General features: G+C 62.7%; 23 protein-coding genes. 9 read left to right on the top strand and 14 right to left on the bottom strand.

Annotated elements, in window-relative coordinates; translation table 11 throughout:
• The first annotated feature begins 143 nt into the window (after window positions 1-143).
• Window positions 144-869, top strand: a complete 726-nt coding sequence (locus E7T06_RS01165; protein ID WP_136363996.1) for a tetratricopeptide repeat protein — start codon at window positions 144-146, stop codon at window positions 867-869.
• A 97-nt stretch (window positions 870-966) separates the two neighbouring features.
• Here E7T06_RS01165 and E7T06_RS01160 read toward each other — a convergent pair whose 3' ends face one another.
• The gene (locus E7T06_RS01160) at window positions 967-1914 is read right to left on the bottom strand and encodes a diacylglycerol kinase family lipid kinase (RefSeq protein WP_240740787.1); all 948 of its coding nucleotides are present in this window, start codon (window positions 1912-1914) and stop codon (window positions 967-969) included.
• 134 nt (window positions 1915-2048) lie between these two features.
• Between E7T06_RS01160 and E7T06_RS01155 the strand changes: the two genes are divergently transcribed.
• The gene (locus E7T06_RS01155; protein WP_136363995.1) at window positions 2049-2591 is read left to right on the top strand and encodes a VIT family protein; all 543 of its coding nucleotides are present in this window, start codon (window positions 2049-2051) and stop codon (window positions 2589-2591) included.
• A 141-nt stretch (window positions 2592-2732) separates the two neighbouring features.
• Here the strand turns inward: E7T06_RS01155 and E7T06_RS01150 are convergent, their stop codons facing one another.
• Entirely contained in the window at window positions 2733-3875 is a 1143-nt protein-coding gene (locus tag E7T06_RS01150; protein ID WP_168733315.1) for an MFS transporter, read from the bottom strand.
• A 256-nt stretch (window positions 3876-4131) separates the two neighbouring features.
• On the opposite strand from E7T06_RS01150, the gene E7T06_RS01145 reads away from it, so the two are divergent.
• Window positions 4132-4644 carry a hypothetical protein gene (locus E7T06_RS01145; protein ID WP_136363993.1) on the top strand — a complete coding sequence of 171 codons (513 nt, stop codon included), beginning with the start codon at window positions 4132-4134 and terminating at the stop codon, window positions 4642-4644.
• Between the two features lie 494 nt (window positions 4645-5138).
• On the opposite strand, the gene E7T06_RS01140 is transcribed toward E7T06_RS01145, so the two are convergent.
• The 5 genes from E7T06_RS01140 to E7T06_RS01120 all read right to left on the bottom strand — a co-directional run bounded on the left by E7T06_RS01140 (window position 5139) and on the right by E7T06_RS01120 (window position 9544).
• A complete protein-coding gene (locus tag E7T06_RS01140) occupies window positions 5139-5669 on the bottom strand; it encodes an isoprenylcysteine carboxylmethyltransferase family protein (protein WP_136363992.1) in 531 nt (176 codons plus the stop codon).
• The gene (gene meaB / locus E7T06_RS01135; protein WP_136363991.1) at window positions 5666-6634 is read right to left on the bottom strand and encodes a methylmalonyl Co-A mutase-associated GTPase MeaB; all 969 of its coding nucleotides are present in this window, start codon (window positions 6632-6634) and stop codon (window positions 5666-5668) included. The genes E7T06_RS01140 and meaB overlap by 4 nt, the downstream gene beginning before the upstream one ends.
• A gap of 67 nt (window positions 6635-6701) precedes the next feature.
• The gene (locus tag E7T06_RS01130) at window positions 6702-7430 is read right to left on the bottom strand and encodes a histidine phosphatase family protein (RefSeq protein WP_136363990.1); all 729 of its coding nucleotides are present in this window, start codon (window positions 7428-7430) and stop codon (window positions 6702-6704) included.
• Window positions 7427-8533 (bottom strand): phosphoribosylformylglycinamidine cyclo-ligase, encoded by a 1107-nt coding sequence (gene purM, locus E7T06_RS01125; RefSeq protein ID WP_136363989.1) that lies wholly within the window; start codon window positions 8531-8533, stop codon window positions 7427-7429. The genes E7T06_RS01130 and purM overlap by 4 nt, the downstream gene beginning before the upstream one ends.
• Before the next feature lie 282 nt (window positions 8534-8815).
• Window positions 8816-9544 (bottom strand): VTT domain-containing protein, encoded by a 729-nt coding sequence (locus tag E7T06_RS01120; RefSeq protein WP_136363988.1) that lies wholly within the window; start codon window positions 9542-9544, stop codon window positions 8816-8818.
• Between the two features lie 123 nt (window positions 9545-9667).
• On the opposite strand from E7T06_RS01120, the gene E7T06_RS21590 reads away from it, so the two are divergent.
• Window positions 9668-9994, top strand: coding sequence for a hypothetical protein (locus E7T06_RS21590; protein ID WP_240740786.1), 327 nt, complete (start codon window positions 9668-9670; stop codon window positions 9992-9994).
• A 124-nt stretch (window positions 9995-10118) separates the two neighbouring features.
• On the opposite strand, the gene E7T06_RS01115 is transcribed toward E7T06_RS21590, so the two are convergent.
• Window positions 10119-10910 carry a transposase gene (locus E7T06_RS01115; protein WP_240740785.1) on the bottom strand — a complete coding sequence of 264 codons (792 nt, stop codon included), beginning with the start codon at window positions 10908-10910 and terminating at the stop codon, window positions 10119-10121.
• A gap of 257 nt (window positions 10911-11167) precedes the next feature.
• On the opposite strand from E7T06_RS01115, the gene E7T06_RS01110 reads away from it, so the two are divergent.
• Entirely contained in the window at window positions 11168-12157 is a 990-nt protein-coding gene (locus E7T06_RS01110) for a polyprenyl synthetase family protein (RefSeq protein ID WP_136363987.1), read from the top strand.
• Between the two features lie 346 nt (window positions 12158-12503).
• Here the strand turns inward: E7T06_RS01110 and E7T06_RS01105 are convergent, their stop codons facing one another.
• Window positions 12504-13289 carry an N-formylglutamate amidohydrolase gene (locus E7T06_RS01105; protein ID WP_136363986.1) on the bottom strand — a complete coding sequence of 262 codons (786 nt, stop codon included), beginning with the start codon at window positions 13287-13289 and terminating at the stop codon, window positions 12504-12506.
• Between the two features lie 69 nt (window positions 13290-13358).
• Between E7T06_RS01105 and recF the strand changes: the two genes are divergently transcribed.
• On the top strand, window positions 13359-14468 hold the full coding sequence (gene recF, locus E7T06_RS01100) for a DNA replication and repair protein RecF (protein ID WP_136363985.1): 1110 nt from the start codon (window positions 13359-13361) through the stop codon (window positions 14466-14468).
• Window positions 14465-15343, top strand: coding sequence for a DciA family protein (locus E7T06_RS01095; protein WP_136363984.1), 879 nt, complete (start codon window positions 14465-14467; stop codon window positions 15341-15343). The genes recF and E7T06_RS01095 overlap by 4 nt, the downstream gene beginning before the upstream one ends.
• A 387-nt stretch (window positions 15344-15730) precedes the next feature.
• Here E7T06_RS01095 and E7T06_RS01090 read toward each other — a convergent pair whose 3' ends face one another.
• Both E7T06_RS01090 and E7T06_RS01085 read right to left on the bottom strand, forming a co-directional pair.
• Window positions 15731-16426: a uracil-DNA glycosylase gene (locus tag E7T06_RS01090; RefSeq protein WP_136363983.1), complete on the bottom strand. Its 696-nt coding sequence runs from the start codon at window positions 16424-16426 to the stop codon at window positions 15731-15733.
• A gap of 80 nt (window positions 16427-16506) precedes the next feature.
• Complete coding sequence (locus E7T06_RS01085) at window positions 16507-16926, bottom strand: hypothetical protein (RefSeq protein ID WP_136363982.1); 420 nt, start codon at window positions 16924-16926, stop codon at window positions 16507-16509.
• A 369-nt stretch (window positions 16927-17295) separates the two neighbouring features.
• Here E7T06_RS01085 and E7T06_RS01080 point away from each other — a divergent pair, with 369 nt between their 5' ends.
• Window positions 17296-17925, top strand: coding sequence for a LysM peptidoglycan-binding domain-containing C40 family peptidase (locus tag E7T06_RS01080; protein WP_136363981.1), 630 nt, complete (start codon window positions 17296-17298; stop codon window positions 17923-17925).
• A 229-nt stretch (window positions 17926-18154) separates the two neighbouring features.
• Here the strand turns inward: E7T06_RS01080 and ispH are convergent, their stop codons facing one another.
• The gene (gene ispH, locus E7T06_RS01075) at window positions 18155-19153 is read right to left on the bottom strand and encodes a 4-hydroxy-3-methylbut-2-enyl diphosphate reductase (protein ID WP_136363980.1); all 999 of its coding nucleotides are present in this window, start codon (window positions 19151-19153) and stop codon (window positions 18155-18157) included.
• 46 nt (window positions 19154-19199) lie between these two features.
• Window positions 19200-20768, bottom strand: a complete 1569-nt coding sequence (locus E7T06_RS01070) for a phospholipase D-like domain-containing protein (RefSeq protein ID WP_240740784.1) — start codon at window positions 20766-20768, stop codon at window positions 19200-19202.
• A gap of 216 nt (window positions 20769-20984) precedes the next feature.
• On the opposite strand from E7T06_RS01070, the gene E7T06_RS01065 reads away from it, so the two are divergent.
• Window positions 20985-21935 carry a glycerophosphodiester phosphodiesterase gene (locus tag E7T06_RS01065; protein WP_346763181.1) on the top strand — a complete coding sequence of 317 codons (951 nt, stop codon included), beginning with the start codon at window positions 20985-20987 and terminating at the stop codon, window positions 21933-21935.
• A 10-nt stretch (window positions 21936-21945) separates the two neighbouring features.
• On the opposite strand, the gene E7T06_RS01060 is transcribed toward E7T06_RS01065, so the two are convergent.
• A complete protein-coding gene (locus E7T06_RS01060) occupies window positions 21946-23619 on the bottom strand; it encodes a glycerol-3-phosphate acyltransferase (RefSeq protein ID WP_136363979.1) in 1674 nt (557 codons plus the stop codon).
• Between the last annotated feature and the right edge of the window lie 109 nt (window positions 23620-23728).

Here is a 23728-nt window from a genome sequence, read left to right as displayed (position 1 = left end):
TGTGCAGACCGTTCCTGACGCACCCATCAGACTTTCAGGGTGCAGATGTGTATACTCGGTGCAGCTTTTCAACTTGCCCAGGTTCCGGCGGTCATCTGATGTCTGCCCGGCTGAACTCACCCCACTCCCCCGGAGGAATTCCTATGCGCCTAGCTGTAAAAAACCGCCCCCTGTTGACCCTCGCCCTCACCCTGACCGCCCTTTCGGGCGTGGCCCACGCGCAGTCTCAGCAAGCCGCCCAAGCCCTGTACGATTCGGGCAAATGGCAGGAAGCGGCCACCGCCGCCGCCGCACTGAACACCAGCGTTGGGCTGGCTCTGGCTGCCGAGGCCACCACTGGAGGCGCTGCCCTGGTGGCCGACAACGCCAAAAAGAGCCTGTTCGAGAAGGCCCAGAATTACGCCAAGCTGGCTATCAAACTCGACCCCAACAACGCCGACGCCTACTTCGAATTGGCGCGGGCACAGGGCCGTCTGGCTCAGTACGTGGGCGTGTTCCAAAGCCTGCCGTTGGCGCAGGACATGAAGAAAAATCTGGATCAGGCCACCAAGATCAATCCCAAAATGGCCGGAGCCTACGTGGCCCTCGGCCTCTGGAACGCCAACCTTGACGTGGGCGGCCTGAAGGGGATGGCCGGACGCGCTGTAGGCGGCCTCAAGTCACAGGTTGCTCCCAATTTTGAAAAGGCCATCGCCCTCGAACCCAATGTGGCGATTCACCGCATCGAGTACGCCAACGCCCTGCTGACTCAGGGAAACAAAGCCGCTGCCGCCGTTCAACTGGAGAAAGCAGTGACCATCAGCGCGGACACCTTCTGGGAAAAGCGTGATCTGGACGCAGCGAAAGCCAAACTGGCAACGCTGAAGTAAGGCACTTCGGAACGTGGATCGTAGATCATGGTTGAGCTTTTCCCACGTTCCACGATCCACGTTCTTTGTCTTATCTCTCCCCTACCCCGACAACCCGCTACCCATTCAGCAACGTCACCGCCCCGGCCAGCACCCGCACCTGAATCTCACTCACCTCGCCCGACAGGTCGCCATCAAGGTGCAGGTGGGTGGGCGCGGCCCAGCGAATGGTCACGGCTTGCCCGGTGGCGTGGTACACGCGGGGCTGACCCAAATGCGTGCCGCGCAGCACCCGCCCCATCAGGCCCAGCAGTTGCGGGCGGGTCACGGGGCCGCTGGCGAGGGCGTTCAGTTGGCCGTCATGTGCGTCCGACTGCGGGCTGATGAGAAAGCCGCCGCCGTAGCGCGTGCCGTTCATCACAGCAGCAAGGCAACTGGGGCCGGAATAGATGGTCTGGCCGTCTACGGTCAGGGTCAGGTCGGTGAGTTGCAAGTCACGCAGGGCGGCCAACGCGCCCCACAAGTAGCGGCCAAATCCGGTCAGGCGGGCGGGGGCGCGGAGCATGGTGGCGGCCACCTGTGCGTCAAAGCCCATGCCGAGGCCATTCAGCAGCAGCCGGGGCACACCCGCGCCCGCGCCTTCGGTCACGGTAGCTTCCAGCGCATCTACTCGGCGCGGCGTGTAACTCAGGCGGTCTAAGGCTTCCCCAAACTGGCCCGGTTTCAGGCCCAACATTCCGGCGTAATCGTTGCCACTGCCCAGCGGCACAATCGCCAGAGGCCGTGCTGCCTGCCCGATCAGCGCGGGCAAGAGTGCGCCTACCGTGCCGTCTCCACCCACCGCCAGCACCGCCACATCTGGGGGCAACGCTTGCACACGGGCCAAAGCGTCGGCCCCCGATCCCGCCGAAATGAGCTGAAAGTTAAGGCGGCGGGCCTGCAACTCGCCTTCCAGCCGGGGCCACTCGCGCGAGGCGAGGCCGCGCCCCGCATGAGGATTGAGCACCACAGCGTAGCGGCGCTGGGCAGGCGGGAAGGGAGGGGGCGGCAAAGGTGCAGAAGTCACGGTTAGCTCAGGATACGGCGGGAAGGGGCCGCATATTCGGCACTCGGATGATTCTGTACAAGTTCGGCTTTATTCCGACCAATCCCATCCAATTGCCTTATTGAGAATAATTCCTATTAACGTTAGACTGCCCCATGCCCGATGCGCCCTCCGCTGATCAGTCCAAGCCCATGCCTTCAGCCCCGCCGCCTGTGACGCACGATCAGGCCTTTATTTTGCAAAAGGTGCAGCCTGCCCTGTTGGGTCTGATGGACGGCAGCGTGAGTACGTTGGCTCCCATTTTTGCTACTGCCGGATTGACGGGCAAGCCGCTGGACGCCTTCTGGGTGGGCTTGGCCGCCAGCGTGGGCGCAGGCATCAGCATGGGCCTCGCCGAAGCTCTCAGCGACGACGGCTTGGTCAGCGGGCGCGGCAAGCCCTTCGCACGCGGCGTCATTACGGGCGCGGCTACCATCTTGGGCGGCATGCTGCACACGCTTCCCTTCCTCATTCCCGACCTGCAAACGGCACTCACTCTGGCCTACGTGGTGGTCATCGTCGAACTGCTGGTCATCGCGCTGATTCGCTGGCGCTACATGCACAGCCCGCTGCGCCAGACCATTTTTCAGGTCATCGTGGGCGGCGCGGTGGTATTCGGCGTGGGCGTGTGGCTGGGCAAATTGGGCGCGGGGGGATAAGGGTATGCAGAACGTGGATTGCGAGTGGGTGGTCTAAGGAAGGGTAAAAGCCAGAGCCTCCATAGCCCCTGCTTTTGCCTTTTTCACGATCCACACTCCACGTTCTATCAACCAGAATCCTACGTCCTACACCCCACTTCCTTACCTGAACGTCGCCCGCTCCGGTTCCGGCAATCTGTAGGCAATCAGCGCACTGGGAATCAGCAGACTGAGGCTGACCAACGCCGCTGTTGTCGGGCTGGTCACGTCGGCCAATGCGCCCACCAAGAAAATCAGGATGCCCGCAAAGCCCCACGAAAAGCCCATCATGATGGAGCTGGCGACGGCCACATGACCGGGCGCGTATTCCTGCGCCGTGACGACGCCCACCGGAATACTGGCATTCACGGCGGCCCCCACCACAAAGGTGAGCGGGTAGAACCACCAATTCGCCGGACTGCTCAGAATCAGGATGGCAAAAAACGGGATGGTGGTCAGAATAGCCGCCCGCAGCACCGGAATCCGCCCGCGCTTGTCGCTGATGCGCCCGCCCACGATGCCGCCGATGGCACTGGCGACGGCGTACACCCCCAGCGTCAGGGCCACTTCCCGCGCCCCGAACCCGCGTGCCAGCAGCATAAAGGGCAACATGGCGTTGTAGCCCATGCTGGCGAGAGACCGCAGCACCGCCATGCCCCACAGCCACACGATTGGTCCCCGGAAGATTCGCAGATATTCGGCGGCCCCCACGCGCTTGCTGCTCTGTTTGCCCGAAGGGGTAACAACGAAAGTAATGGCCGCAATGACCGCGCCGATCAGGGCGAACCACGGCAAATGCGTGAGGCCCACGCCTGCAAAGACTGGCCCCAGCGCCATGCCGCCCGTCCCGCCTGCACTAAAAATGCTGGCCCACAGGCCGCGCTTGTCGGGTGGGCTGTTTTGGGCCACATACGCCGCGCCTGCGGGGTGAAAAAAGCCGCTGCCGAAGCCTGCCACTGCCACCAACAGCACCAGCGCCCCGAACCAAGGCACGAAGCCCATCAGCGTGAGGCCGATTCCAGTCATGAGGGGGCCAAGCGCGGCGGCGTAGCGGCGGTCTAGGCGTTCCCCAACGATGCCCAGCAGGGGCTGCATCACGCTGCTGGTGAGGGAAAAGACGCTGGAGAGCAACGTGACGGCGGCGATGCTGACCCCAAATTTACTTTGCAGGGCCGGAGTGAGGGGCGTCAGCATGGCACCGTAAGCGTCATTGATAAAATGCCCCGCCGTAACCGCCAAAGCGACGGCGGTGGCCTGCCGGGTCATGGTCTGGGCAGTAAGGGTCAGATCGGGGGTCTGCGCCGAAGAAGAGGAAGCGGGAACCTGCATGGTCTGCACCCTACTCTCCTTCTGGCAGCCCCCGTGCGGTCTGTGCCCCACTTCTGTCCAGCAGTGCGGGCCACCCAGCTAACGCCGATGTCAAGCTCAACCTTCTTCACCCACCCCCCATTAAATAAAGGGCTGTGTTTAATTGAAGTGAAGTATTTGGTCGACAAAGACTATTACAGCGTAATCTAAGGCCATGGCAATGAAGTTCCGGGAAGTGATCGCAACCGCTCTGCCCTCAGAAGAGGGGCTGCGGGCACGTCTGGCGGGATTACAAGCCCAAGACTGGACAGAAGTAGCGGGCCGATTTGGGGCGCTGTTGCCCGAATTCGATCTGGTAGTTGCCCTTCCCGGCGCTCAGCAATTGGCCGAATTGGTGGCCTACACACGCGGCGTGGTTGCCCTACACACCGCCAGAGAAGCCACGACGGGCCACTGGAAGCTGCTGGATGCCGAAGGTCTGAGTGGAGAAGTCGTGATCGTGACCGAGCACCTGACAGACGGGTTGGCCGAACTGGAAACGATGTTGTTGTGCGCCACCAAAGGATTGAAGGTACTTGCCGTAGTCGCCGCCGTAGAGCGCACTAACGCCGCTGGCCGGATTCGGCTGGAGCTGCAAGACCTTTCGGTGCTGTCGGCAGTCCAACTGGCCGATACCCCGGTGGGCTTGGTCTTCGAACGCCGCACGCCGCAGAGCATGGCCCACTAAGGGCTGGGGGAATGCTCTGAGTTTTGGGCCGTGAATTTGCCGAGAAGGCTGTTCAAGACAGCATTTTTATGGATTCCTGTGCGGCTGAGCAACATTGAAATGGGGCAAGCATTGACCGTTGATGCTTCCCGGCGAACCCCCCAGTCTGCGGCGCAGCCAGTCCCCCTTATAAGGAATTAAAGTGAATCCTGAACATGTGCTTTGCCCTCTCCACTCGTGGGAGGGGGGCGCTGCGTTAGCAGCGGGGTGAGGGGGCCACAAGCGGCGAACCTGCCTATGTCAAGGATTCATTTTAATCTCGTATTAGAGGGGAGCACCACAGCCTTTGTCCTCCCCTCTAAGGGGGGGCGTTGCGCGAGCAACGGGGGGTTGACCTTCCAGCTCAATGTTCTCAAGATATTGCCAACTTAAGCAAGGATCAATAGGTTACGTAGTGTGACCCTAAACGAAGACTTTGCAGCCGACTTGTTTCACATACATCCGAAATGCTGTCTCTAACCCGACGACTTGCTCTCCGTTTGATACACCGCCAAAGCCGCATTTTCGGCGGGCAGGCGCACCAGCAGCAGCAAAGCCGCATTCAGAACCGTGTAAGCGGTTGCCGTGCGCCACGCCCCCACAGCCAGCGGCGCGGCGGCGATTTCTAGGGCCACCACCGCGTAATTGGGATGCGGCATGAACCGGAATGGCCCGCCTGTCACGCGCTTTCCGCCCGGTACGATCAGAATGCGGGTGTTCCAGTAGCGGCCCAGTGTGCGAATGACCCAGTAGCGGAGCGGCTGAGCCAGCACGAATAGCGCCAGCATCGGCCAAAGCACGCGCCCGCCCGACTTGCGGCCTTCCAACAGCAGGGCCAGCATCCATGTGGGGTGCAGAACAAAAAACAGCGGGTAATGGGTTTGGCCGTACTCCACCGCGCCTTGCTGCCGCGCCCAGCGTTCATTGGCGCGGGCCAGCCGCAGTTCTAGGATTCGCTGAACGATCAGGAAGGCGAAGAGGATGGGGGCGAGTTGGCGATTCTTCAGGTCAATTCACCGCCCAGCAGCGCGTCAGCCGCAGCATCGGCGTCCAGTTCTCCGCGTGCTACACGGGCATACAGGTCGGCACTGGTGGCGCGGGCGCGGCGCAGCAGGCGTTCTTGCACCAAGGAGCGCACCTCGAATTCGGCGCGGCGGGTACGGCGTTCGGTCAGTCCTGCCGCGCCGAGGTGGGCACGGTGGGCCGACACAGCAGTCACCAATTCGGCTATTCCCTGCCCTTCCCCGGCCACCGTTTTGTGAATGGGTGCAAACCAAGTGTGTTCGTCGTGTGCGCCGAGACCCTGCGCGGCCACCAGTTCGCGCACGGTGCGGTCTGCACCCGGCAAGTCGGCCTTGTTCACGGCGATCACATCGGCAATTTCCATGATGCCCGCCTTGAACGCCTGCACGCCGTCGCCGCCCGCCGGGGTGAGAACGAGCAGCGTGTGGTCGCAGGCCGAGGCCACATCGACTTCCGATTGGCCCACGCCCACCGTTTCCAAAATGACCCAGTCGAAGCCCGCGCCCTCTAGCAGCGCCAGCACCTGCATCGTGCGGGCCGACAGGCCGCCCAGCGCTCCCCGACTAGCTAAGGAGCGCACGAACACGCCCTCGTCGGCGTGGTGGCGCAGCATCCGGATGCGGTCACCTAAAATTGCGCCGCCCGAATAGGGGCTGCTGGGGTCGACAGCCACCACCGCCACCCGCTGCCCCAACCCGCGCAGGTGCGAAATCAGGGCGTCGGTGAGGGTGCTTTTGCCGCTGCCGGGGCTGCCCGTAATACCCAAAACGATGCCGGGTTTGTGGGCGGCTTGTTCGCGTGCAGCACGCAGCAGGGGCCGAGCAGCGGGCAAGCCAGCCTCGGCCAGCGTAACGGCGCGGGACAGCGCACGCAGGTCGCCGGAGCGGAAGCGGGATTCTAAAGACGGGGATGGAGCGTGAACCGTAGCTCGTGGGTCAGGGGCAGACATGGTTAGCTTCCGAACAGGCCAGAGAAGTGAGCCACGTTCCACCTTCTGCCAAACACGTTTTGCCCGCTCACGGCGCTTGCCCCAGCACGTCGTCGGCTTCCGTCGCTTCTATCAAATCCTCTAGGTGCGCGTCGTCGTTGAAGCCCAGCAGTGTGCCGCTGTTGTGACCCAGCAGCACGCGGGTAATACTGGTGTTGGTGACGCTGAGGCGTGCCCAAGCGTTGGCAGGCACACCCCCCAGCGCCAGCCCCACCGCTACGCGCACCACGCCGCCGTGTGTAAACACCAGCACGCGCCCGCCCGGATGCCGCGCCCGCAGACGGTCAAACGCCGCGCCGCAGCGGGCAAACAGGTCTTCCATGCTCTCGCCGCCGGGTCTGCGGGTGGCCCAAGGTTCCTGAATCAGCGTGCTGAGGTAATCGGGGAAGCGGGCGCGAATGTCAGCAATCACGAGGCCGGACAACTCGCCCACGTCAATTTCACGTAGGCCGGGGTCGGCCTGCACAGGCGGATTGCCCAGCAAGCGTTCGGCCACCGCGTCTGCCGTTTGCGAGGCCCGCACAAGGTCGCTGGTGTAGACAGCGTCGAAGTGCAGCCCGGTCAGGCGCTCGGCAAGGCTGGCGGCCTGCAAAATTCCGATATGGCTGAGGGGCACATCGGTTTGGCCCTGATACCGGCCATCGGCATTCCAAGTGCTTTCGCCGTGCCGCACGACCCAAAACTCGGTGGCGGTGGCGCGGTCTGGGGGCGTAAATCCAAAGGGCGCGAGGCGTTTGCGGGGTGCGTCGGAACTCAAGAACTCACCCCGGTCAACTTGTCTTCAACCTGTGCTTCTGCAAACTCTACGCCGCTGCCTTCAGTCATTATGCCGATCACCCAAGGCGTTTCACCGCTGGCTTGCAGGGCATTTAGGGCTGCCTGAGCCTCTGCGGCAGGCACGATAAACAGGAAGCCTACGCCCATATTCAGGGCGCGGAAGCCTTCGGCGCGGGCCACGTTGGCGCGTTCCAAAATCAGTTCGAACAACGGCGGAACCGTCCAAGAGGCTGTGTCTATTCGCATGCCCACGCCTGCCGGGAAAATACGTGGAGGATTATCGACCAGACCGCCGCCCGTGATGTGGGCCATGCCGCGCACGTCCACATCGGCGGCGGTGAGTGCGTCAAAGGCAGGGCCATACGCACGGTGCGGAATCGGCAGCACGTCGGCCAACGATTGACCTCCCAAATCGGCGCGGGCTTCTTGCCAGTCCAGCCCGTCCAGCGCCATCCGCGCAAGGCTGAAGCCGTTGGTGTGCAGGCCGCTGCTGGGCAAGGCGATCACGGCATCACTGGGGCAGATGCGAGAGCCGTCTATCAGCTTGGGCCGGTCTACGACGCCCACAATCGTGCCCACGATGTCCAGTTCGCCCTCTACGTACACTCCCGGCATCTCGGCTGTTTCGCCGCCCAGCAAGGCCACGCCCAGCGCCTCACAGGCCTGTGCCGCGCCCGTCACCACATTGGCCACCGCTTCGGGCCGCAGCACGCCCATCGCCACATAATCGAGGAAAAACAGGGGCCGTGCGCCCTGCACCAAGATATCGTTGGCACAGTGGTTCACGATGTCTGCGCCGAGGCCCGCGAACTTGCCTGCCCGCACCGCGACTTTGGTTTTGGTGCCCACACCATCGGTAGAGGCCACCAGCACCGGATCGGTCATCGGCTGACCATCTGCGCCCGTAAACTGCGCCCGGAACAGCCCGCCGAAGCCGCCGATGCCGCCCAGTACAGCGGGTGTGTGCGTGCGTGCCACGGCATTTTTCATCAGGGCCACAGCCCGGTGTCCGGCGTCGATGCTCACGCCTGCCCGTTCGTATGCGGAGCCTGCCTGCTTGCCCGCTTGCGTGTCTTCCGTCATGATCCTCCCGCCCGCGCCGCCGCCCGCTTGCCCTCAGGCTTTGGGCAGATCGGCGCAACCGTGAGGCAGTCTACCTGACAGGGGAATGACCGGGCGGTTTAGCAGTGAGGTGGGGGCGGTTGTGGGCGGAGTTGGAAGGCAACCCCCCCGTTGCTCTGCAACGCCCCCCCTTAGAGGGGAGGATCCAACAGCTGTTGCGTTCCCCTTTAAGGGGGGCTGGCTGCGCAGCAGACTGGGGGGTTTAGACGCGACGCCAACTTCTCTCTCGCTTATCCCTCAACCCTATTCAGACTCAGGTGCGGGTGAAGACGCACCGGCCCGCGCCGCCCGACGCCTGCCCATCCATGTGCGCCAACCTGCCACCGCCGCCACCAACAGCGACAAGACTCCTAAGCCCCACAGCATGCGCGACGTAGACCCAGACAGCCAAATCACCAACAGCGTGACCGGAAATGCGCCCGCAGCGGTAGCCAGCAGGAAGGGGCGAAACGGCATCCGGACTGCACCCGCCACCAGATTCATTACGTCGGCGCTGAGGATGGGCATCAGGCGCACCATCAGCACGCCCTGAACGCCGTATTTCTGGGCAAAGTTTTGGGCACGGGTGCTGGCGCGTTCGCCTGCCAGCGTGCGAATCAGGCGCTCGCCTACGCCGCGTCCTAGCCAGTAGCCCGCCACTGCACCCAACAAAGTACCGATATACACGATGAAAAAGCCTTCGACGGGGCCGTAAGCGCGGGCGGTCACGGCGGTCATGACCAGCGCGGGCAACACGGGCAACACCGCCTGCACCACGAAGGCCGCGATCAGGGCCAGCGGGCCAGCCCAGCCCAGTCCGTCTACCCAAGCGTGCGTCACCGCTGGATCGGGGGAACGCAGGGCTGCGTAGCCCGCTGCAAAGAAGTTGCGGACTTCCGGGATCAGAAACAGGCTGCCCAGTAAGGCCAACACGCCGCCCAACAGCAAAAACCGCAGGTAGGCAGGCGCACGGGCAGAAGTGGCAGACGACATCTGCCCGCAGTGTAGTGAAGCCGCGTGAGGAATGCGCGGGACGAAAGATGGAGACAGCGGGGGTGCAGCAATTTCTATCCAGATAGTCAATAGAATGAGTACAGCTTTTGCAGGAGGCATTCTGTGCACCGATATAGATTGATTGCCATTGGCGTTCTCTTCGTCGCCCTCTTTGCGGCTCCTCTGGCCTTAACCAAATCTGGCCTCAATCAACACGATTTTTGGTGGTCATTCTTGATCGCCTTTGCTTGGGTACCCGGCGCTTCAGTAGCCGACAACTCCACTTTTTTGTTGTCCCAGAGGGAATACAGGCTGGGTCAGCAGGATCAGAAGTGCGTGGAGCGTCTCGTGACCCCAGCGAAGGGCATGGATGAGGTATTGCGCTCCGTAGGCCGCAAGGCTGATGGCTTTGCGGCCATGCTTGAGCGTTTTGATGGGCTTGTGCTGTGACCTCCAGACCCCGACCTGCAAGCAGCTCAGCCAAGCCAGAACGACGAAGCCGAACAGCCGCTCCAGTGCCTGTGGATCAGACATCCCGGTGCGTTCAAGGTCAAAGCCTCTGGATTTCAGGCTGCTAAAGGTGCATTCCACCGGGGCAGCGCCTTCGGTACAGTACAACCGTGTCCCAGACGTTGAAATCGGTCGCGATGAGCACAAGGTCACCCGCGGGTGACCTTGTGGCGACGACCTGCATGATCTCACCGAAGACACAGGCTTTCTCCGCCAGACAACGGTACTGTCCCGGCGCGATATCGTCGAACCATTCGGACGCTCGCAGACCGTCCAGCCGGGTGTTTTTCTTCACGCGTACCGCCCGCTTAATGCGGCTTTGCCGCAGAAAGCGGAACCACTCTGCACCGATAAATTCCCGGTCGGCGACCAGGCCACGCCAGCGGGAGGCGGGAAAGACCCGGAGCAGTTGGCTGACCAGCCACATGCGGGTGTGGGTGTCGCTGTTGCCCGTGTGTTCCAGAGCGTCCCAGACCAGAGGGATGGTGTAGCCCTCTATGACGACGCCCAACACCAGCAGATTCATCGGAGACTCCCCGTGATCCCAGGTGGTGCGATCCAGACTCAGCAGCCACTTTCCGGGCGGGATACGCGTCAGGATCAGTGCCAGAAAAACCCGCATCGTCAGCTGCTCATCCCCGACGCCGCGTTCCACGCGGCGTTTTTTAGCCTCGACACTGCTGTTTCCGGGCATATGGGGCGAGAGTTTGAGGTGATTGACGTTCTGAGCACTGATCATCGCTAGGACGACGTCAATCAGGCGCTGGAGGGTATCAATCCGCAGGAAAGGCACCGTGCGCTTGAAATCGGCCGCGAGTTCGGTACTGTGGGGAAAGGCGGGAGATGAGGTCTGCACACCTCTCAATCTCCCGCCTGTTCACGTCTCCAGCGCAGCCAAAACCTTAATTTCGCGAAAATTGTCGACTGGGACAGCGTAGAACCTAAGTTGTCGGCTACTGAAACCCGGCGCAGTCATCGCCGCAAGGCGCAAAGCAAGGCAGCAGTACAAATAGTTCTGCCGCCTCTCCCCTTCCGGGCTAGGCGGCGTCTTCCACCCCTGCTCCTCTTCCCTTGTTTCCCTTCCCCCCACCCGCCGCTCTACACTGCCACACCATGCGCCCCGAACTGCTAGAACGCGCCCTCTCGCTGCTGCCCGCTTCCGCTTCTCATCCAGAACTCGCGCGCTACTTTGCCATGCTGCGCGATTACCCCATACGCGGCGGCAAAGGCATTCGCAGCGAACTGCTGCTGGCGAGTGCCGCGGCGCACGGCGTACAAGTGGATACGGCGGCTTGGGAACGCGCCCTGTGGCTGGCAACGGCGCTGGAACTGTTTCAGAACTGGGTGCTGATTCACGACGATATAGAGGACGATTCCGAAGAACGCCGGGGCCAGCCCGCGCTGCACCGCCTGCATGGGGTGGCGCTGGCGATCAATGCCGGAGACGCGCTACACGCCTACATGTGGGCCGCCGTTCACCGGGCGGGCGTGCCGGGAGCGATGGAAGAATTCTTGGCGATGATTCACCGCACCGCCGAGGGCCAGCACCTCGATTTGGCGTGGGTGGAGCGCCGTGAATGGACGCTGAAAGAGGCCGACTATCTGCAAATGGTGAGCCTAAAAACTGCCCATTACACGGTCATTGTGCCGCTGAGACTGGGCGCACTGGCGGCAGGCTTGGCCCCCGACGAACGCTTCACGGCGGCTGGGCTGGCCCTCGGCGCGGCCTTTCAGATTCGGGACGATGTGCTGAATTTGCTGGGCGATCCGGCCAAATACGGCAAAGAAATCGGCGGCGATCTTCTGGAGGGCAAACGAACGTTGATCGTGCTGCACTGGCTGCAAACCGCTTCGGCACAGCAAAAAGACCTGTTTTTGGAGCAGATGCACCTTGACCGCCCTGCCAAAGACGCCGCAACCATAGCCGACATTCACCGCCGGCTGCTGGAGGGTGGCAGCGTGGCCTACGCGCAGGCCTACGCCGATGCACAGGCCAAAGCAGGCATCGCGCTGCTGACAGAAGCGTTGCAGGACGCACCGGATCAGACGGCCGCCGCACGCTTGGTGGGCGCGGTGCGGGAATTGGCGAGCCGGGAGGCTTAGAGCAGGAAGTGGTGAGTGGGTAGTGGTCAGTGGGAACAGATGAAGGGCAATCGCTGCGCTCATTCGCTCCCTCCCCCCTCAAGGGTGAGGGAGCGAAAACCCCGACACCGCCACCCCACACCGTCCCCGCCCGAATCCGTGTGAGGCCGTCGTCCACGCAGTGGGCGGGCCAGTTCCAGCTTGGAATGAACTGGCAATTCCGCTTCAGATGAACGAACAAACCGACTTGAGATGCGACAAGATCAATCCTCCTGAGCGGAGCGCTTTACTCCCCCTACCCGGTGGGATAGGGGGCTGGGGGGTGGGGCAAATCGTGGGGCAAGCCCAAAAATCCCAAGTCCATTCCTCAAACCAACGCCAAAGCCCCCGCCGCAAACCGCCCAAACGCCCCATTCAGCGCCCGAATTGCTCCATCCTGCCCCTCGCCATCCCGTAAGTACAGGCCCGCATTGACCTCTATCCCAAACGCCGGAATGCCCGTGCGCCGCTGATGATTCAGGCTGAGCGTGTCGGTATCCCACGGATCGCCGATAGCGACGCGAGTAAATTCTCCGGTGAGCAACGGCGCAAAAGCTTCGGCGCACACGGCTTGCAGGGCGTCCCATTGGGCACGCGGAAAGGTGGGGGCGGCGGCGCTGCCCAGCATCAGCGTGATGCCGGGGCGCGGCACGCCGGGAGTGGGGCTGAGCGCGGGGCCATACGGAGCCATGCTGTGGCCCACGATCATCAGGCGCTTGCCCGCCAGTTCGGCCTGCACCTGCGCGTCGAAGGTGTCCCAGAGGCGGCGTAGTCTGCTCTCGCGGGCGGCAGGCGACAGGGCAAAGTCAGCCGGATACAGGGGCGAGCGGTCAAAATCCATCACCTTGATGACGCCGTTGTCGGCGGTGTCGGCGCGGTCACGGTTCAGGTCTACGGCAAAGCGGCTCCAGGCGGCCTGCACATGCTCTGCGCCGGGTACAAGGTAAATCAGATCGGTGAAGGGATCACCTTCCAAAAACACGCGGCGCAGGAAGGCGGCACGTTTGGCACTGTCGAAGGCGTCGTCGCCCAACATGTCGTGCAGCACGTCGGCGGGGAGCTGGCCGGAAGGGTGGGGCGTGACGATCAGCAGGTCAGACAGGGAACCGGACATTGAGAAAGCATAAGCCCCTCCGACATCCCACAACCCACACCCCATTTCCCCGCCGCCGCCGAACGTAGAATAGAGGGCGTGCATCTGGAGTCCCTGTCTACCCTGAACTACCGCAACCTTGCGCCCGATACGCTGCATTTTCCGGCGGGGGTTACGGGCGTGTACGGGGAAAACGGCGCGGGCAAAACCAATTTGCTGGAAGCGGCGTACTTGGCCCTGACTGGCCTGACCGACGTGAACCGCCTAGAGCAACTGGTGCAGTCGGGCGAAAAAGAAGCCTATGTGCGGGCGGATTTGCAGCAAGGCGGCAGCCTGAGCGTGCAGGAAGTGGGGCTGGGGCGTGGGCGGCGGCAACTGAAGGTCGACGGCGTGCGCGTGAAGACCGGAGACTTGCCGCGTGGCAGCGCCGTGTGGATCCGGCCCGAAGACAGCGAACTGGTGTTCGGCCCCCCCGCCGGACGCCGCGCTTACCTCGACGCCTTGCTGTCGCGCATCAGCGCCCGCTACGCCGAACAACTGGCCCGCTATGAGCGCACGGTGTCTCAGCGCAATGCAGCCCTCAAGGGCGGTGAGGAATGGGCGATGCACGTCTGGGACGACTCGCTACTGAAACTGGGCGGCGAAATCATGCTGTTCAGACGCCGCGCCCTGACCCGGTTGGACGAACTGGCAGGCGAAGCGAACGCCGCGCTGGGCAGCCGCAAACCGCTGAAGCTGACCCTCACCGAATCCACCACGCCCGAACACTACGCCCGCGACCTCAGCGCCCGTCGGGGCGAGGAACTGGCACGCGGAGCTACCGTGACGGGGCCGCACCGCGACGACCTCACGCTGACGTTGGGCGACTTTGCCGCGTCCGAATATGCCAGCCGGGGCGAAGGCCGGACCGTTGCGCTGGCCCTGCGCCGCGCCGAACTGGAACTGTTGTCGGAAAAATTTGGAGAAAAGCCTGTGCTGCTGATCGATGACTTCAGCGCCGAACTTGACCCCACCCGCCGCGCCTTCCTGCTGGACTTGGCCGCCAGCGTGCCGCAGGCCATCGTGACCGGAACCGAGCGAGCGCCGGGAGCCGTGCTGACGTTGCGGGCGCACGCAGGCCGTTTTATGCCTGAAGATCAGGCTGCTGATTTGGAAGACTTTCGGCCCGTAGAAGCAGGCACCGTAGAGGCAGGCGCATGAGCAAAACGCGGCGCTGGGGCGGCACTCTGGGCATAGCCGAACTCATGGGCGCGACGCTGGGCACGGCCCGGATTGCCAAAGGCGTGCAGCGAGCGCGGGCGATTTTGGCTTGGCCGCAGGCGGTAGGGCCAGAAATTGCCAAACTCACGCGGCCCCGCTCTCAGCAGGGGTCTACGCTGTTTGTCGAGGTGCGAGACAGTGCCACCGCCCACCACCTCAGCATGCAGCGCCACCATTTTTTGAAGGCGCTGAATGCCATGCTGGGCGACCATCCGATCAACGAAATCCGCTTTAGCGTGGGCACGATTCGCAGCACCACCAAAGCGGCGGCTCCCACGCCCGCACCGCTGCCCGCCCCTGACCGGGAACGCGCTCAGGCGTTGGTGAAGGGCATAGACGGCGAGTTGCTTCCCGCCGCGCTGCGGGCCGCCGAAGCCATCACACGGGCGCGGAAATGGCGTGAACAACAGGGTTGGCGGCCTTGCCCGGTATGTAATGAAGCTAGCAAAGAGCAGCCCTGCCGCGCCTGCACCCTCTCGCTGGAAGACCCCAACGTGAAACGCGCCGCCAAACTGCTGATGCGCCTGCCAGAGCGCCTGCCCACGCTCTCGGGGCCACTGGGAGACAGCGGCATGAACGCGGCCCGCACGCTGGCGCTGGAAGAACTGAAAAGCCAACTGGATTTGCTGGCGCTGGAATGCGTCCGCAGCGGGCCAAAGCCGGATTCGGTGGGCCAAGGCTACCGCGAGTTTCTGCTTCAGCAGGCCGAAATCTACCTGTCGCTGACCTTCCGCAAACCGCGTGTGCAACTGCTGCCGTCCGAACGCGCCGCCCTGCCTGAGCGAACTAGGAATGTATTGAATTCGGGGCGGTGAGTGGGGAAGGGAACGTCTAAGGGTCTAGTGTCTGAGGACGGGAGGGAGGGCAATCGCTTCGCTTACTCACCCCCTCTACTGCGTAGCTCTGAGAGTCCCAACCTCCCCCCTCAAGGTGGAGGAGCCAAAACCACCACACCGCTACCATAAACCGTTCCCGCCCAACTGCGTGTGAGGCCGTCGTGCGTGCAACGCGCGGGCCAATTCCATCTTCAGGACGACTGGCAATTCAGCTTCAAAAGAACGATCTACCCGACTTAAAATTCAACAAGATCAATCCTCCCGAGCGGAGCGCTTAGCTCCCCTGACCCCTCTGGGGGCGGGGGCTGGGGGGTGGGGGAATCCAACGTGAGACAAGCCCAACTACCTCAATAATCCAAACCTAAATCAGAACAGCCCCGGCTGCCCCACCATATCCGCAGGCTCCGGCTTCACCAACCCTTCCGGCTCCTTCTCCCCGCGCAGCACGGCGGCCACTTCCCGAATATCGCGCCAAGTGAGGCTCTTGGGGCCGCCCGCCGCACGGCTCTCATTTCTCAGCAAATAGGCGGGGTGAAACATGGGCATCAGCAAGGCATCCTGCCCCCACGTATCGCGCCGGAAGGGGTGCCAAGTGCCGCGAATGCGCGTGATGCCCTGCCGCGTGCCCAGCAAATACTGCGTGGGTGTGTTGCCCAAACTCAGGATGATCTGTGGGCGCAAGAGGGCCAACTGAGGCTCCAGCCACAGCTCGGTGCAAATCTGAGTTTCGTCGGGTTCGGGAGCGCGGTTTCCGGGCGGGCGACACTTGACTATGTTGGTGATGTAAGTATCAGCCCGCGTGAGGTTCACGGCGGCCAAAATCTTGTCCATCAGTTGTCCGGCGCGGCCTACAAAGGGGCGGCCCAAGCGGTCTTCGTCGCCCCCCGGCCCTTCCCCGATGATGACCAAGCGGGCCTGCGGATTGCCATCGGCCACCACGACTTGCGTACAACCGGGGCGCAGTTTGCAGGCCGTGCATCCTTTGGCCTGAAGCTCTAGGGCTTGCAGGGCGGCAGTGTCGGCCAGCGCCAAGTCGGGAGGGAACGGGTGCGGGGCCGTCATGCCCCAAACATAACGCGCCGCGCTCCTGCACAGCGGAACGCAGATGACGGTTTGGTTGGCGAACCTTAGCTAATGGAAACTCAGCCGGAAGTCAGTTCGCTGGGAGTGTCGCTGGCGGGCGCGGGCACGACTGGAGCCGCGTCCATCTTGGGGCGGCGGCTGCGGGCCTCACGGCGGGTTTTGGGATCGAGGCCCACCAACAAAAAGAAGTTTTCTAGGGCGTTTTCGCGGCCCTTCAGGTCAGGATATTCGTGTTCTGCCGTGCCCGTAGAAAAGGGAATGGCCTGATACAACTCCAGCGCGTGGGTGATTACGTCGCTGGGAGCGTGCTTTTCGGCGTGCGTACCGAGGTCGACATACAGAGCGCGGCGGCTCTCGGCATGAGCCAAAAAAGCGTCCGGGTGCGGCGTTTCGGGGGCACGCAGCATGTCCTGACGGGCAATGCGGCGGTAGTGTTTCAGGCCTTGCAACATCTGTTCGGTACTCATGGTTTCTTTCATCAAGCCTCCAACATAAAGCAGTGGGTCAGGAAGGAACAAAGCGGGCACGCAGAAGCGCGGCGATTGGCGAGAGTATAAGCGTGGGCCGGGGCCGCCGTGACCAAGTCATCTGAACCGGAGACCCCGATTCTCATCATGAGAATCCTGAGAAATCGACTTTTCGGCATTGGCCTAAAAGCTGCCCAGCATCACATCTTTAACTTGAAATCAGAAATGAGCCGCTTTCTGAGAACATTGAGATGAATGTGCATCAACAGGCACAATCCGGAATTTTGAGAACGCATAGACGGCGTATAGGCGCATAAAATACCGGTTTTCGCCTATGGATTAAGGCCGAATAAATAAAGATAGGGTAAACTCTGGGAGTCGATGAAAGCCTTCTCTGTTCTTTTGATTGCCGCCGCGTTGAGCACTTCCAGCTCCTTGGCCGCCACCTACACCGTTAAATCTGGCGATACTTTGTACTCCATCGCCCGTGCCACCCGCGTGGACGCCCCCACGCTGATGAAGCTGAACCGCCTGCCTAGCACCACCATTCAGGTCGGTCAGCGTCTCAATATCGGCGGCAATGCAGCCCCGGTGGTCAACCGTCCCGCCGCGCCACAAGTCGCCGCCGCCCCCTCTCGCGGCGGCGTCTTCGTTCGCAGCGCCGCGAGCCGTTGGCTGGGCATCCGCTACGCACTGGGCGGCACGGGCGGCGGCGGGATAGATTGCAGCGCGTTCACCATGAACGTGTTCCGGACGATGGGCATCAACATTCCCCGGACTGCCGCCGCCCAATGGCGCTCGGGCAGCGCTGTCAGCCGCCGTGACCTGCGTGCGGGCGACCTCGTGTTCTTCAATACGATGGGCCGCGTGGCAAGCCATGTGGGGCTGTATATGGGCGACGGCATGATGGCCAATGCCAATAGCTATCACGGGCGCACCATCGTAGAGCCGCTGTTTAGCAATGTGTACTGGGCCAGCCGCTATAACGGCGCACGCCGCATCCTGAACTAATCCCTGTATAGAAAGAAGGTTTTCTTCGACCAGCCCCTGCCAACGTGCGGGGGCTTTTGCTTGGTTAGTAGTAAGAAAGAGCGTCTGGTACGGAACTAAGGCGATTTCTTTGCAGAGAGGGGAACGACAGATGTTCGGAATTAACTTCAGTTCCGTTTGCTGCATTTTTCGGGGAAAGGACGGCCAGTGTCCAGCAAGCCCATACCATCCAGCCCGAATCGCACCCGCTTCAGCGCATGGTGCGGGGCAATTCCTGCGAGGCCAGAATTTTCTTCGGCTCGCGGAACTCAATATTCTCCCACTCGCCCTCCTCGATGACCTGCAACGCTGGATTCAGGCGGCGAAAGTAGGCCACGAGGTTTTGCACGAGGTCATCGGGCGTGCTGGCGGCGCTGGTAATTCCCACCGAAGTCACGCCCCCCAAGTCCAGATTCACCACGTCGCTATCGGTTTCTAGGCGGTAGGCGCGGCCACAGGTATCCGAGGCCAGTTCCAGCAGGCGCATTCCGTTGCTGGAGTGCGTGCTGGTCAGCACCAAAAAGGCGTCTACGTTGGGCGCGATGTTCTTGACGGCGTCCTGACGGTTTTTGGTGGCGTAGCACAGGTCTTCGCTGGGCGGAATGACCAGCGCCGGAAAGCGGGCCTTCAAAATATCCACCGTGCGGCGGGTGTCGTCTACGCTGAGGGTGGTTTGGGTCAGCACCACCAAGCGTTCGGGGTCAGGCACTTCTACGGTGTGTGGGTCATGCAGCCCTTCACCCGTTTTGCCCAGCACGCCCACCAGCACGGTATTGTCGGGCGCTTCTCCGCTGGTGCCGATCACTTCTTGGTGCTTGGCACTGTCCCCGATCAGGAGGATGGTATAGCCCTCGCGTGCATACTTTTTGGCCTCGGTATGCACTTTGGTCACTAAGGGGCAAGTGGCGTCTATGGTCGCCAGTCCCAGTTGCCGTGCCCGCTCACGCACCAGCGGACTGATGCCGTGGGCGCTGAACACCACCGTTTCGCTTCCGGCAGGCAGGGCGTCTATATTGTCCAGACTTTCTACGAAATGCACCCCGCCTTGCTGCTCCAGCCGCTCTACCACCGTGTGGTTATGCACGATGGAATGGTACACGGTCACAGGCTTGGCTTCCTCGCGGGCGGCCCGCTCCACTGCGCCAATCGCCATGACCACGCCCGCGCAAAAGCCGCGTGGCTTGGCTAAATACACCCGTTCAACTGTCATCCGTCTTGACCTCTCACGCCGCTCAGTGTAGGTCTAAGCAACGTGGTTAAGGGTGGGATAAACGGGAAACGGGCAGATCGGCGGGAGTGGCCGCGCTGCCAGACACCACATTCCGCATCCACCATTCGGGCGGCACAGGGCGGCTGTGGTTGGCCCACACGTCCTCGAAGCTGGCTTGTTGCCCCTGCACCGCTGCTGGGTCAGAGGTTGCCAGCGCCGCTTCTGCCAGCCCAAGGCCGCCCCACGCGCTGAAATGAAAGTTCATGCTGCCCGCCAAGACCATTCGGCCATCTACCGTGAGGGCTTTGGTATGCATGGCGTAGGTGACGTAGCGGGCTTCGAACAGGTCTTCTTTGCCCAGTTGCCGCGCCATCAGGCGAACGAGCGCCGCGCCGCTGCGGTTGGGGTCGCGGTCTATGCCGTACTCCACCATCAGCACCCGCACCCGCACGCCGCGCCCAATCGCGTCCACCACCGCCCGCAAATACACGGGCAACGTGTCGTAGGGGCAGTCGTCGGGCGTGACAAAACCGTACCAACATGCCAGCAGCGGGCTGAAAGTGGCCTGCATCAAGTCGATTTGGGTGGTGGCGGCCCCCAGCAGACTCAGGTGGGCGCGGTCTGCAAGGTCAACTCCGGGGCGGCGAGCCAGCATGAAGGCCCGCGCCGTGCCCGTTTTCACGGCTTCGCGGGCGGCGGCAGGATGGGTCACCGGGTCAGGGTCGCCCAAGGTGCAGGCCGCGCTGACCTGTTGCGGCGACACACCTTCCGGGCAGCGAATTTGGCGCGAGTGCCGCCACAGATCGTCGAAGACCGCCACGCCATCTTGCGCCACTGGCCCAGTCATTCTCAGACCCAAGTCATGTAGGTCGTGCAGGCCGCCGTTGCTGGCATTTTGGGGAAGGTGGGTGTCGGTAAAGTTGAACCCGGCCACCGTCACATCCTGTCCGTCGATGATGTGCAGTTTGACGTGACTGTGAGGAAAATAGCGGTAGTTCAGGACGCTGAGGCTCCAGCCCGCCGCCCGATCTTGCAGGGGCACGCCCAGCGTTCTAAGGTCACGCACGAGGGCCAACGGCGCGGTGGCCCAGTCTGCCCGCACCAGATCAGGGAAATTGCCCAGCAGCACGCGCACGCTCATGCCCTGCGGATAGGCGGCGGGGTTGGCCCGCACCCGCCCATACAGGTCGCGCACCGCCAGCGCAAACGTCCAACCGGGGCGGCCCTCGCCCGCGTGCCATTCCATGCTGGCCAGCAACACCTCGCTTTTGGCTTCCCGAATCTGCGCCGCGATCTGATCGAAGGCGTCGACTGGCGTGCTGGGGCTGCGCGGCACCCGCTGATACTCTACAAACGAGTTGCCGCAAGACAAATCGGGGCGGCCTCCCGCCGTCGTCACGCGCCAGACGGCCAACTCCAGTGGGTCGGTGGGCGGCGGGCAAGCCACACTGCTCAGATTGGCGGGCAAGGGGGGCAGCGGCGCACTCAAGAACAGGGGCAATTCGGCGGCGCGGGCCTGTGCGAGCAGTGCCGCAGTGGTCAGCAGAAGAGGCATCAATTTCGGCAGCCCAATTCGCTCGCACCAACTGAAACAGCCAAAATCAGAGGCGGGCATGAATGCTTCACCCTACGCCTCCAGATATGAGGCGAAAACTGCGAATCTGACGCCCGATTTATCAAGTCACGAGTCGTCTGGACAACAGGGCAGTCTGTCAGGTATCAGGCTGTGTGAGCAGCCGCGTCATGCGGGCAGAACACGGCAAGGCTCGGACAATGCTGGCCCCCAACAAGCTGACGCACCCACGCTGGCACTCCCGTTATGCTGGGATCAATGCAAAGAATGTCAGATGGGCCAGCCAGCCGCAAACGGGCAATTCGCAGGCGGCGGGGTTGGGCATGGGTGGCCGGAGTGTTGGGCGTGCTGCTGGCGCTTTTTGCAGCTTCGGCCCTGCGCTCCAGCTTGGTTCGCAGCGCCAACCCATTTATCGTGTCTCCAGCGTGGAATCTGGCCCATCAGGGCGGCGAGTTGCTGTGGCCCAGCAATACGCTGCTGGCCTTCCGGGAAGCAGCGGCACTGGGGGTGCAAATGCTGGACACAGACATGCACGCCACCGCCGATGGACAGCTCGTGTTGTCTCACGACGACACCGTAGACCGTCTGACGGATGGCAAGGGCCGCATTCGTGACTTGACGCTGGCGCAGGTGCGGCGGCTGGATGCAGGCGCACGCTTTAGCCGTGACGGGGGCAAAACCTTCCCGTACCGGGGGCAAGGGCTGACCATCCCTACGCTAGAAGAGGGGCTGGCGGCCCACCCGGACTTGCCGTGGACGATAGAAATCAAGCAGGACACGCCCAGCATCGCTGCCCCATTTTGCGCCGTGTTGCGGCAACGCCGAGTGACTTCCCGCGTGATTGTTGCCAGTTTCAGTGACCGAGCCATGCAGGACTTCCGCGCCGCTTGCCCCGAAGTCGCCACGTCCATGACCGAAAAGGAACTGCGGCCCTTGGTCATTCTGAGCAAGATTGGATTGAGCCGTGTGGGTTTAGCGGGCCTTGCCCCCGCGCCGGGCCGGGTGGCACAGGTTCCGGTGCGGGCGGGCGGTATAGAAGTCGTGACGGCCAGCTTTGTGGCCCAGATGCACGCACGCGGCATCGCCGTTCATGTGTGGACAATCAACGACGCCCCCGAAATGAGGCGCTTGCTGCGGCTGGGCATAGACGGCATAGACACCGACAGGCCGGATGTCTTGAAGGCCGTGCTGGCGGAAGAAAAACGCTGACTCTGCCGGTTTAATCCACCACCGTAAAGCCCAACACTTCAGCCTGCTCCACGAAGAAATTGATATTTTCCGTCAGGGTTTGTGCGCCGAGGCTCTTGCGGTGATGCTCGCCTGTGGCCGCGATAATCAGGGTTTCGGCGAGGCAAGCAGGCACCGCACCTTCGCCAAATTGGAGGTCGATATTGCTGGTCATAGAACCGGGGGGCCGCACCACACCGCCGGGAATGACGCGCACGCCGGGAATGGCTTCCACACTCACGTCCACATCGGCGGGCCGCCCTTCGTCAAAAATCCATGCCCCCGGCTTGACATGCTGAGGAAAAATCACCGGGTTGGGGTCGCTGGTGGCCGTAAACATCAGGTCGGCTTCGCGCAGGGTGTCGTAGCTGGTGGTGGTAATGATTTCGGTATCTTTGTTGGCGCGGCGCAGGGTCGTGGCGCTGCGTTCCAACTTCTCTAGGTCGCGGCCCAGCATGATCACTTTGGCGACTTGTGGGGCAATGGTGCGGGCAATCCCGAACGCCACCACGCCGTTTGCGCCGACTACAGCGGCAGTCGCGGCTTTCAGGTCACGCCCCGAACCCTCAAAGTGGGCCAGAATGCCGGGAATGGCGGCCTTGATGGTGCCGCTGGTATACGCGCCGCCGTTGGTGATGGTAATTTCGGGCACGGCGGCCTGCACGTCTATGCCCTTATTGCCCACCACGCTCCAAAAGGCTCCCAATCCGAACACTTCGGCTCCCAACTCGCGGGCCAAGCGTGCGCCCTCGATGGCGCGGCTGGTCGCCAGTTCGGGCGCGTCACGGAAGCGGTCAGGTAGCAGGGGGCTACTCAGCAGATAACAGCGGATTTCCTTGCCTTCTGCCGTGCGAATCCCGTGCAGCTCGCCTACTTTCATGGGCCGCACATGGTCGGCCAGATGGCGCACACTGGCTTCACTCACCAAACCGCGTTCCACCATAGGCTTAAGCCAAGCGAAGCGCCCCACCGACCAGAAATCCTTGAGGGTCATCGGGTGGATCATGAAGGCGGCCACCACCACGTCGGCGCGTTTTCCGGCCATCGGCACTTCCTCGCCCACACGCGGTTCGGTGCCGTCCATCATGCGGCCCAAGTTCTCCTTGAAACGCCATGTGGCCGCCACCAACAGTCCCAGCGCCGCCAGCTTTGCCGGAACGCCCAGCGGCAACAGCGCCACCGACACGGCAAAGGTTGCCAAGCCCGCCAGAGTAGCCGCGCTGACATAGCCCCAAAATCCGGCCACAGCCGCATACACCAGCACAGGCAAGGCCGCGGCCCACAGCGGCACGGCTCCGGTGGCCGACAAGCCCGCCAGCACGCCCAGCAACACCAGATTGCCCCGGCCACGCGGCAGAGTCGAGCCGTACAGCGCACGCGGCGGGTTCAGGTGGCCCAAGTAGGCCGCCAACGCCGCCAGCACCATCACTTCGGGCAGGGCCAAGCTGGAGGCCATCAGCACGGCCACTAAGCCTTTGCCTGCATCTAGCGCGGCGCTGGCGGCGGCCAATCCCGGCCCCACCCGGCGCAACATGTTCTCTATGCCCAAGTTGTGGGCATTGTTGACCCGCGAATCTAGGCCAGAACGCCGCAACAGCCAGTCTCCCAGCGGCAAACTGCCCACCAGAAAAGCGACGACGAGCAGCAGGGCGGAAAGAAACAGCATGAGCGTCAATATACCCTGTCTGTCAATTTGGCTGGATTCTCCGGCGTGCGGGCTGCATGCCAACGTCTCGCCCGCTTTTCCCCCGTCCTCACCGCTCCGTCAGGTCTAC

The organism is Deinococcus sp. Arct2-2, from assembly GCF_004801315.1.
In the GTDB taxonomy this organism is placed as follows: Bacteria; Deinococcota; Deinococci; order Deinococcales; family Deinococcaceae; genus Deinococcus.
This window is presented reverse-complemented; position numbering and strand designations above follow the sequence as displayed.